This is a genomic window from Marisediminitalea oceani, from assembly GCF_003731635.1.
GTDB lineage: Bacteria > Pseudomonadota > Gammaproteobacteria > Enterobacterales > Alteromonadaceae > Alteromonas > Alteromonas oceani.
In genome coordinates this window covers 1-10,425 of sequence record NZ_RCUA01000054.1, presented here as the reverse complement: position 1 = coordinate 10,425, position 10,425 = coordinate 1, and the positions used below count along the sequence as shown (strand labels likewise).

The 10,425-nt window shown below is 49.5% G+C and carries 11 protein-coding genes and 2 pseudogenes; 11 read left to right on the top strand and 2 right to left on the bottom strand.

Features of this window, described 5'->3' with window-relative positions; genetic code table 11:
• Positions 1-599, bottom strand: a 599-nt coding sequence (locus D9T21_RS15620) for a DNA-binding protein (protein ID WP_241155725.1), incomplete at its 3' end; no start/stop codon positions are given.
• Between the two features lie 162 nt (positions 600-761).
• Here D9T21_RS15620 and D9T21_RS15615 point away from each other — a divergent pair.
• The 11 genes and pseudogenes from D9T21_RS15615 to D9T21_RS15565 all read left to right on the top strand — a co-directional run.
• Positions 762-1,784: a tyrosine-type recombinase/integrase gene (locus tag D9T21_RS15615; RefSeq protein WP_123325860.1), complete on the top strand. Its 1,023-nt coding sequence runs from the start codon at positions 762-764 to the stop codon at positions 1,782-1,784.
• A gap of 2 nt (positions 1,785-1,786) precedes the next feature.
• The gene (gene merR, locus D9T21_RS15610) at positions 1,787-2,173 is read left to right on the top strand and encodes an Hg(II)-responsive transcriptional regulator (protein ID WP_040133151.1); all 387 of its coding nucleotides are present in this window, start codon (positions 1,787-1,789) and stop codon (positions 2,171-2,173) included.
• A 93-nt stretch (positions 2,174-2,266) separates the two neighbouring features.
• A complete protein-coding gene (locus tag D9T21_RS15605; protein ID WP_007642845.1) occupies positions 2,267-2,614 on the top strand; it encodes a mercuric transporter MerT family protein in 348 nt (115 codons plus the stop codon).
• Between the two features lie 55 nt (positions 2,615-2,669).
• The gene (gene merP / locus D9T21_RS15600; protein ID WP_011711647.1) at positions 2,670-2,945 is read left to right on the top strand and encodes a mercury resistance system periplasmic binding protein MerP; all 276 of its coding nucleotides are present in this window, start codon (positions 2,670-2,672) and stop codon (positions 2,943-2,945) included.
• Positions 2,946-2,948: 3 nt separating this feature from the next.
• Positions 2,949-3,368 carry an organomercurial transporter MerC gene (gene merC, locus D9T21_RS15595; RefSeq protein ID WP_007642843.1) on the top strand — a complete coding sequence of 140 codons (420 nt, stop codon included), beginning with the start codon at positions 2,949-2,951 and terminating at the stop codon, positions 3,366-3,368.
• A 37-nt stretch (positions 3,369-3,405) separates the two neighbouring features.
• A complete protein-coding gene (gene merA / locus D9T21_RS15590; protein ID WP_123325858.1) occupies positions 3,406-5,073 on the top strand; it encodes a mercury(II) reductase in 1,668 nt (555 codons plus the stop codon).
• Positions 5,074-5,084: 11 nt separating this feature from the next.
• Positions 5,085-5,885 carry a putative bifunctional diguanylate cyclase/phosphodiesterase gene (locus D9T21_RS15585; protein WP_101566847.1) on the top strand — a complete coding sequence of 267 codons (801 nt, stop codon included), beginning with the start codon at positions 5,085-5,087 and terminating at the stop codon, positions 5,883-5,885.
• 19 nt (positions 5,886-5,904) lie between these two features.
• Positions 5,905-6,339 carry a MerR family transcriptional regulator gene (locus tag D9T21_RS15580; RefSeq protein WP_123325856.1) on the top strand — a complete coding sequence of 145 codons (435 nt, stop codon included), beginning with the start codon at positions 5,905-5,907 and terminating at the stop codon, positions 6,337-6,339.
• Positions 6,340-6,362: 23 nt separating this feature from the next.
• Entirely contained in the window at positions 6,363-6,758 is a 396-nt protein-coding gene (locus tag D9T21_RS15575) for a hypothetical protein (RefSeq protein WP_101566845.1), read from the top strand.
• Complete coding sequence (locus D9T21_RS15570) at positions 6,755-7,321, top strand: hypothetical protein (protein WP_040133153.1); 567 nt, start codon at positions 6,755-6,757, stop codon at positions 7,319-7,321. Before D9T21_RS15575 ends, D9T21_RS15570 begins: the two co-directional genes overlap by 4 nt.
• A 116-nt stretch (positions 7,322-7,437) precedes the next feature.
• Positions 7,438-10,200, top strand: a pseudogene (locus tag D9T21_RS15565) (Tn3 family transposase); the annotation flags it as partial.
• Here the strand turns inward: D9T21_RS15565 and D9T21_RS15560 are convergent.
• Positions 10,200-10,425 (bottom strand): annotated as a pseudogene (locus tag D9T21_RS15560) (IS1595 family transposase); the annotation flags it as partial. The pseudogenes D9T21_RS15565 and D9T21_RS15560 overlap by 1 nt on opposite strands.

Below are 10,425 nucleotides of genomic sequence, written 5' to 3'. Positions count from 1 at the left end.
CGCTGCTGGTAATGTTCGAAATGATCGCGAATATCCCGGTTTTCTTGCCTGAGTTCACTGACACTCTCCTTCAAGTCGTTGGCTCGCGTAAGAGCTTCGTCCCGCTGAGACTCGGCCTTTGCCAGCCTGACGCGTGCGTCTTCCAGGGACTTGTCTTGCAGGCTTTTTTCCTCGGTAATTCGTGCTATCTGGTTCTCAAGGTCCCGTTGTCGGGCAGTAAGTTGCGCGATGGTGTTGTTGGCATAGGTCAACTCTGTGCGGAGTTCTTCCTTTAAAGTCTCGAATTCCTGGCGACCTTGTTCGATACGGTGGTCGGCCATCTGCTGTACCCGCTCATGCAGGGACTTTACCACCTCGATGAGGTCGTTCGGCAGTCCACTGACATCGGCCGCCTCCCCATTGTCTGACCGCCAACGCTTGAGCAATGGCGCGATGGTGCTTTTGCTGCCGGTGCCCAGATGCTCGCGCACCCTATCCACCGTGGGTTCCTGGCCATGTGTTTTAATGACTTCAGCTGCTTTAGCGATATCGTGATAAGTGACTCCGGCACGGGCCATGGTGATTCCTCTCGGATTATTTAGTAACATATTACATAACACGTAATATAACATTATATATGTGTTTTTCAAGATCGCTTGAATTCAAGATACTAACCACCGATAATCTACCTTATCGTAGGTTAATGGATCTTGACGTAAATTTTCGACTTGTAACGCCGGTACATAGCCGCCTTTTGAGCGACATCGAAGGAAATCCTATTCATGAACAACAAACCGCCAAAACCGGCTAGCAACTTGCCATTACGTAATGAGGAATCGACCCTGATTGAACGTCAGGAAGCCGAATCATTGCGGCACTACCTCCAGGCAGCGACGTCCGACAACACGCGCAAAGCCTACCGCTCGGCCATTCGCCAATTTGAAAAATGGGGTGGTCGCCTGCCCTCGGATCGGGATACTGTCGTGCGTTACCTGCTGGCCAGAGCCGAATCGCTTAATCCCCGAACCCTGGATCTGCACCTGACCGCTATTAGCCAATGGCACCATTATCAAGGGCTCATCGATCCAGTAAGTGATCCGTTGGTCCGCAAAACCATGGAAGGCGTTCGTCGTACCCATGGCCAACCCAAGCGCAAAGCCAAGGCATTGCGCTTGGAGCACGTCGCCCAAATAGTGAATCATTTGCGGCAACTACCAACCACCAAAAAGAAACTGAGGGATATCGCGCTGGTGTTGACCGGCTTTTTCGGTGCCTTTCGCCGTAGCGAATTGGTGGCCATTCGCTACGGTGATCTGGTGTGGGAACCTGAAGGACTTCTCATCCGGCTGTCTAGTTCCAAGACCGATCAACAAGCCTCCGGCTTAGTGCGAGCATTACCTTTCGGTGCACCAGACTGCTGTCCTGCTACGGCCATGAAAAACTGGATAGAACTGGGTGGCATTAATGAAGGTCCGGTTTTTCGCCCCATTAACCGGTGGGATAAGATTCAGCCTAAAGCGTTGAATCCCAGTGCCATTAATGAATTACTCAAGACTTTGGGTAACGCCTGCCAGTTCGATTTTGTACCGGAATTGAGCAGCCATAGCTTCCGGCGCGGCCTCTCTACATCGGCAGCCCGAGAACGAGTTGATTTTGAGTTGATTAAAAAGCAAGGCGGATGGAAGAGCGATGCCACCGTCTGGGAGTACATTGAAGAAGGACAGCAGCTCTCCAATAACGCTACCCATATATTGATGGAGAAAATGGCGGTTCTTATAGATACCGTTCGGGTAAAAGAGATATGAACATGACAAGAACTATCAGTAAAGTTGCCAAAGAACTGGCTATCAATATAGAAACCGTTCGCTTCTATGAGCGTCGTGGATTAATAGAGCAACCGCCAAAACCCGAGTTGGGCTACCGCCATTATCCCGATGAAACGGTTAATCGCATCCGGTTCATTAAGCGGGCGCAAGAATTGGGGTTTACCCTGGAAGAGATCGCCAACCTGCTAAGCTTGAATGACCGCCCATGTGCTCAGGTGCAGGAGCTGGCCGAGTATAAACTCAGCGCCGTCATGGAAAAAATTGCCGATCTGAAGCGGCTCGAAAGCGCACTCAAGGCATTATTGACGCAATGTCAGAGTAATAACGATGACTCACATTGTCCCATTATCGACTCCCTGCAACCTTAATTAGTTTTACACGGGCATCACAAAAACGTTTGACTCCGTACATCGGTACGGAGATTACACTTGCTCCATACACTGAAATCAGAGGAGTAAGTCGTGTCACAGAAAGAATCCAATCTACCTATTATTGGCGGCGTTATCGCGGCTGTTGGCGCTGGCCTGTGCTGCGCTGGTCCTTTCGTGTTGTTGCTGCTAGGCGTGAGTGGCTCCTGGATTGGTAATTTAACCTTGTTAGAACCTTATCGTCCCATTTTTATCCTGCTGGTTTTAGCCTTATTTGGCTTCGCAGGCTGGAAGGTCTATCGCCCCGTTGAGGACTGTGAGCCAGGCACCGCCTGTGCAGTTCCTCAAGTGCGAAAACGCCGGCAGGTGATCTTTTGGTTAACGGCACTGACTGCGTTGGTGCTAGTCACCAGCAATTATTGGATTGTCTGGTTTGCCTGAATACTTTCTTACCGCTCACTTTTATTAATGACTTAATACGTTACTGGAGAAAATGATGAAGAAAATTGCCTTGTTGTCTTTGCTAGCCTTGACCAGCCTGACCGCTTTTGCTGCGCCGAAAACAGTTACTTTGGAAGTTCCAACCATGAACTGTGTGACCTGCCCCTTTACGGTCAAAAATGCCTTAAAAAATGTTGAGGGTGTGAGTAAAGCTGAAGTCACCTTTGAAACCAAATTGGCAGTTGTCACATTCGACGACGAAAAAACCACAGTAAAAGCACTGACCGAAGCCACCACTAATGCGGGTTATCCATCAACGCTCAAGGAGTAAAGCATGGAAATGCTAATACAGTTACTGACCCGTTTCGGCGATAAGATTAGCTCATTGGGCGCGCTGGTTTCTGCTATGGGATGCGCCATGTGTTTCCCGGCCATCGCCAGCCTGGGCGCTGCGGTCGGGTTGGGTTTTCTCAGCCAATGGGAAGGTTTGTTTGTTAATACCCTGTTACCGTTGTTTGCCTGGATTGCCCTGGTACTCAACGGACTTGGCTGGTTCAGCCACCGGCAATGGCACCGTAGTGCGCTGGGTGTGGTCGGCCCCATTTTATTGCTGTTATCGCTCTATCCGTTTTTCCAATACGGCTGGAGCAGCTATGTCACCTATTCAGCGTTAGGTCTGATGGTTGCCGTATCGCTTTGGGATATTTTTTCACCCGCGAATAAACGCTGTGATGATGACAGCTGTGCTGTTTAACACGACGCAATGCCTGACTACTATTTGAGGAAAACGAATGATCTTACTATCGATAGAAGGGATGACCTGTCCAAGTTGCGTCGCTCACGTTAAAGAAGCGCTCGATGCGATCGAAGGCGTGAATAAGGTTGAAATATCTTATGAAAACGCCAGCGCAACGATCACCACAAACGGTGGGGTCAGCGTAACCGATCTCATTGGAGCGATTGAAGCCCTGGGTTATACCGCAAAAGAAAACCCCTTAGCGGAAAACACAGCACCGAACGCCTACTGTGACAACGAAAATACCAGCAACACAGAAAGCAACCGAACTCAACATGTGGCGATTATCGGTACGGGTTCCGGCGCTTTTGCCTGTGCTATCAAAGCCGCTGAAGGTGGTGCCAAGGTCACTCTTATTGAGGGAGCCGATGTGATTGGCGGCTGTTGCGTGAATGTCGGCTGCGTACCCTCAAAAATTTTGATCCGCGCCGCTCAATTGGCACAGCAGCAACGCAATAATCCCTTTGCCGGACTGGAAAATCATGCGCCCCAATTGAGTCGAGCCTTGTTGGCTCAGCAGCAGACCGCTCGAGTCGAAGAGCTGCGCGCTGCAAAGTATCAGAATATTCTAGAGACAAATCCTGCGCTTAGTTTACTTAAAGGTTGGGCGCAATTTAAAAATGCAAACACCCTGATAGTCAGAAAAAATGATGGCACTGAGCAGGAAATCTTTGCTGATAAAATCCTGATCGCCACTGGCTCCACGCCAACCATTCCTGCCATCGAGGGGCTGGCCGAAACGCCTTACTGGACCTCTACCGAAGCGCTGTTTGCCGAGGAATTGCCGCAGCACCTGGTGGTGATTGGTTCATCGGTCGTGGCGCTAGAAATTGCCCAGGCTTACCGACGATTGGGCAGTGAAGTCACCGTGTTGGCAAGACACTCACTACTTTACAGTGAAGACCCCATAATCGGTGAAAAACTGGCGGGCTGTTTTGAAAAAGAAGGCATTCGAGTTTTAAACAACACGCAAGCCACCCAAGTGACCCACGATGGAAATCAATTCACCCTGAACACTAATGCAGGCGAGCTCAGTTGTGATCGTTTGCTGGTAAGCACCGGGCGACACGCCAATACCAGCCAACTCAATCTGGACGCGGTGGGTGTCACCACCAACAAAAAGGGCGAAATCGTTGTTAACGAACGCATGGAAACCAATGTTGCTGGTATTTACGCTGCCGGTGACTGCTCTAACATGCCGCAATTTGTCTATGTCGCCGCGGCCGCCGGTAGCCGTGCTGGTATCAATATGACGGGCGGCAACGCCAAACTGGATCTGTCCACCATGCCCGCCGTGATCTTTACCGATCCACAGGTGGCTACCGTCGGACTGACCGAGGAGCAAGCCAGGGCTCAGGATATTGAGACCGACAGCCGCGTACTGGGTATGGAAAATGTCCCACGTGCGTTAGCCAACTTTGAAACCGACGGTTTTATCAAACTGGTCACAGAGAAGGAAACGGGGTTGTTGCTAGGCGCGCAGATCCTGGCTCACGAAGGCGGCGAACTGATCCAGAGTGCGGCTTTAGCCATCCGCAACCGTATGACGGTGACGGAATTAGCCGACCAGCTTTTCCCTTACCTCACCATGGTGGAAGGTTTGAAGCTCTGCGCGCAAACCTTTAACAAGGATGTCAAAGAACTGTCCTGTTGTGCAGGATAGGAGAGGGCAGTATGGGAACGGCACCCGCCACGCATTCACTGACAGCCCCAACGGTCAATGCGTTGGCGGATGGATTGAACAAGGGTGAATTCGTTCCTTTTTACCAGCCTCTATGGGATGTTCAACACCAATGCTGGGAAGGCGCTGAAACGCTCATTCGCTGGCAACATCCAACTGAAGGATTGATCCAGTCAGACACCTTTATTCCCGTTGCCGAACAAAGCGGATTAATTCTGGAACTGGGCGCGTTTGTCTTACGGGCGGCCTGTCAACAGATGATGCATTGGCGTCAACGCGGTTTACCCGAGGGTATCATCGCGATCAACGTCTCTGCCTTACAAATCCACCAACCTGACTTTGTCGAAGACCTTGCCAGGATATTGCGTGATACGGGACTGCCTGCTCCGGCATTGGAACTGGAATTACCCGAAACACTGGCCCTGGAGGATACGCCAATCCTGATCGAAAACCTGCATCGCTGCCAGGCGCTGGGCATTCGCCTGTCCATCGACGATTTTGGTACCGGGAGTTCGTCGCTGGCACGCTTGCAATGCTGCCCAGTGACCCGCCTAAAAATCGACAAAACCTTTGTCACGCATATGACAACCGAGCCAAAGGATCGCGCCATTACCGAAAGCGTCATCACCCTTGGCCATAACCTGAATTTATCCATCGTCGCGGAAGGGGTTGAGACGGCCACTCAACAACAACTTTTAGAGAAGCTTGGCTGTGATGTATTACATGGCTATCGGCTGGCGCGGCCAGCCGATGCCGAAACGACTGAAGCGTTGTGGCCAGGCCGCAGTGTTTGAAACGAACGGAGACAAACCCATGTCAAAAGCCGCCGTGTCAAAAGATGTGTCACGATACTTTGAGGTGATCCCCGACTTTGCGGCATTCATGGATGCCGATGGGCAGGCACTCGAATTTCCCCTGACGAACTCGCAACTGGCGAAAGCCGCGCAAACCACAGTGCATACCGTCAGGAATTACGTCTTGGAAAATTTGGTACTTTGCCCAGAGCATTCCGCGGGTGGTTTCGGTTTATACAATCAATGCGCTTTAAACCGGCTGCGCTTCATTCGCGCAGCGCGTGCGGCGGGCCTGCTGATCCTGGATATAAAACCCTTGCTCTACGCCATCATCGAAGGCGACCAGCAAGCCTGTGAAGCCGCCATGCGCGAACTGCAAACCAAAATTGATGAACGCCAGGCTTACTTGCAGGCATTGGATTCACAGCTGTCGGAGCTGCGCCAACTGGCCTGATCGCCATAACAAAGGAGTATACGATGTCAGAGAAATGTGAAACCGGCCCCCACGACTGGGTAGCCAATAAAGGCCGATTTATTCTCACCTGGGTATTGCCAGCGATACTCATAGTGATTACCGGCATGATGCAACTTGCACCGTGGATGACCGGCAGTATCTGGGCGATCGCTTTAAGTTGGATGGGATATGCCTGTTTAAGAAATGCGAGTCAATGTGGGCGAATGCATTGTTTTTTCAGCGGGCCATTTTTTCTGGGTTCCGCCATGTTGGCATTAGGCATTGGGATGCAGTGGATACAATGGCTCACCTTTAACGGATTAGGACTCTCTTTACTGATCGGTACACCACTGGTTTGCGTGTTACCGGAGATGTTCTGGGGAACTTACAAAGTTGCGACAAACGGCAAAGAAGAATGAATGCGATAGTGAAGCGCGCTACAAACTCTATAAAACGCCTCTGGTCACTTGTAGTGTATGCATTTCAATCGCCGGTTCAGGATTCTCACTCAAAACGGCGTACCGCGATCCTCTTTAGTCTGGTGCTGGTCGTCCACTTGGTTGTCCTGCCAGCGCATGAACTGGGTTCCGATATTGGCTTGCGTTCTTTTGCACATCTTAATCTGAGAATCGCGCTATTTGCGTTTTTGTTCGCAACGCTGGAGAGCGTTCTCATCAATTTATGGGTTCAACTGATACGCAAGAAGACCCATTGCAGAACGGCACCAGCGGCGGGCGGCATAGTTATCGGGATTGTAAGCCCCCTGTTGTGTTGTACCCCGCTGCTGCCGACCATCTTAAGTTTTATCGCCATTTTGTTTCCTTCCGCTGTTTCTGGTATGGGTCTCAAAATTCAGTATGCGGTCAATGTGTATCAAACCGAACTGTTGCTGTTGGCGTTGGTATTACTGTTGTTTGCGATTGTTCAAAATGCTTGGCATCTCAATTCAGGCGACGTAATGGCAGGCCATCACAAGGAATAAAGCAATGAAAGCCACTTGCGACTAATCTAGGCATATCCAAATGACGACTAGAAACCTGATAACTATAACGCGATGCTTTTACACAATAATGCATCTATCAGAGAAAATTTAAGTCGATGGCCGCTATCTATCAGACAGCTTATCCACGAATTAAATCTAATATCACCGAAGATGAGTTAGGGGATGTCTATACACCTACGCCGGAAGATCAGAAGTTTGCACTGCGTCACTGTAAACGAACCAGCGCATCCTTTTTGGGGCTCCTGATTCAGCTAAAAATCACGCAGCGATTGGGCCGGTTCGTAAACCTGGGTGAAATACCAAAGGTGATCATCACGCACATTAAAAATCAGTGCCGTTCGCGGGTGACACTGAAGGATCTCCAAACCTATTACACATCGGGCGCGAAGGATCGTCACGTAAAGCTGATTCGGCGCCATCTTAATATAAAAGCCTACGATGCGGCCAAGACCTCTGAATTGGCACAGATTTGGGCACTTGAGGCAGCGACTACCAAAGAAGCATTACCGGATATCATCAATGTCACGTTGGAATATTTGGTCAAAGAGCGATACGAGTTACCGGCGTTCAGTGTACTTGAGCGGATATGTCAGGCGGCCAGGGCCGAAGTCAACACTCGGTATTACGATCAATTGTGTGGCTTTTTAGAGTCTGAAAGTCGCCAATGCATCAACGATATTCTTCGATCTAGCACAGGACTGAATGGTTTTGGTTGGAGCACGCTGAAAAATGAACCCAAACGCCCGACCCCTCGCAATATCCATGCGTACATCCAATACCTGGAATGGCTTACATCCCTGCAAACACTTTTGCCCACGGATTTGGGGTTGCCGCCAGTTAAACACCAGCAGTTTATCAACGAGGCCAAGGCCCTGGATTACGCCGAATTGATGAAACTAAAGCTGAACAAGCGACTCGCACTCGTCATCGTTTTAATCCGGCACCAATACGCACAAACACTGGATAACGCCGCCGATATTTTTATCAAGATGTTGTTAAAAATGGATCGCTCGGCGCAGAAGCTGTTGGAGAAGTACCTTGCAGACCATCAAAAGCAAACCGATCATTTGATTTCTGTGTTGTCTGGGACGGTCAAGGTGTATCTTGATAAACCCGATTCGGTGGCAGCTTTTGATCCGATACTGGGAAAGAACAGTGATCAGCTAATGCAAATGTGCGAACAATATATGTCATTCGCAGGCAACAACTATTTGCCGTTTATGGTTCGACTCTATAAAAAGCAACGATCCACCTTGTTTCGTACGATTGAAATACTCAACCTGGCATCGGCCACGGAAGACAAGGACTTGCTCAATGCGTTCCAGTTTATTTTGACGCACAAAAAGCGTCGCACGGAGTTCCTGTCAATTCAAAGCGATCCGAACGATCCCTCTTCCAGAAATGTCATTAATATTCGCTGGATTCGCGAAAGCTGGTGGAAATTAGTCACGGGAAAATCAACCAAATCAGCACAGGTGTCGGAGGTTAATAAAACCTGTTTTGAGCTGTGTGTGTTTGAACGGATCGCTGAAGAACTAAGTACCGGTGACTTGTTCATTCCCTACAGTGAAACCTTCGATGATTACCGGGAGCAGATGATCACCTGGGAAGAATACGAAGCGCAGTTGCCTACCTATTGCGAGGAGGTAGGGCTCGTCGCCGGTGATACTGAATTTACAACAACGCTGAAGAAGTCCATGGAAACGAGCTGCCGGAAAGCTGACAGCCAATTCCCGGAGGACGAACTGGTTCGTATTGAAAACGGGAATCTGATTATCGGTAAACCAAAGCCTGATCAACCCTTACCTGAAGTCGAAGAAATTGGAGCGCTTTTGCGCGATCGGTTGGACAAAATCAACCTGCTTGATGTGATTATCAATGTCGAAAAGTGGCTGAACCTGAATAAACATTTTGGCCCGTTGTCGGGCTTCGAATCACGTATCAGCGACCCGGAGTTACGTTTTGTCCTGACCGTGTTTTGTTACGGTACCAACATTGGTCCCACCGAAACCGTGCGATCTGTGCAGGGCGTTTCTCGCAAGCAAGTCGCCTGGCTTAACTTAAAACGCACGACGGAAGCGCGTCTCGATAAAGCTATTGCGAAGATCAATAGCGAGTATAAGAAATACCGGCTCATTGAGTGTTGGGGATCAGGCAGCAGTGTGTCCGCTGATGGAAAGCTTTGGGATCTCTACGAAGATAATTTGCTATCTGAATACCATATTCGGTATGGCAGCTATGGCGGCATTGCCTATTACCACGTCTCGGACACCTATATTGCATTGTTCAGCCGGTTTATTCCCTGCGGTGTCTACGAGGCGATTTATATCTTGGACGGCCTACTCAACGATGAATCTGATTTTAATCCGGACACCGTTCACGGCGATACACAGGCGCAATCCACACCCGTCTTTGGCCTGGCGTACTTGCTGGGCATAAAGCTCATGCCCCGTATCCGAAATATCAAAGATCTCAGCTTTTACAAGCCTGATCGCTCCATGGTACTCAAGCATATTCAGTCTTTGTTCAAGGAGCCGATCAAGTGGGATCTCATTGAAAAGCACTATGCGGATATGATGCGAACGGCCATGTCAGTTAAAGCAGGGAAAATCACCGCTTCGACAATCCTGCGCCGGTTCGGCACCAAGAACCGGAAAAACAAGCTGTACTTTGCGTTCCGTGAACTCGGGCGCGTGGTCAGAACCATGTTTTTGCTGGAATACATTACCGACGTTGATCTGCGCAAAACAATCCAGGCAGCGACCTGTAAGAGCGAAGAGTTCAATGAGTTTGCCCGGTGGTTGTTTTTTGCTAATGGCGGGAAAATTCCTGCAAACTTGAGACACGAACAAAGCAAACCTAGGTAGTGTTCCAAGTATTTTGTGGCTACTCCGTGAAACCGTTTTATCCACGCTTTCAGACGGCTGTGATAGGCGTTAACATTTTGAATGTGAAAGACTTTATCTATCACCTTAACTCCTCCTGCCACATCTAAGCGCTTGTGTATTAAATCATTTTTCTCAGAAAGAGCTATGTAGGGCTTATAGCCATCACTACACAACACACTGTCTTTCTCTAATTTC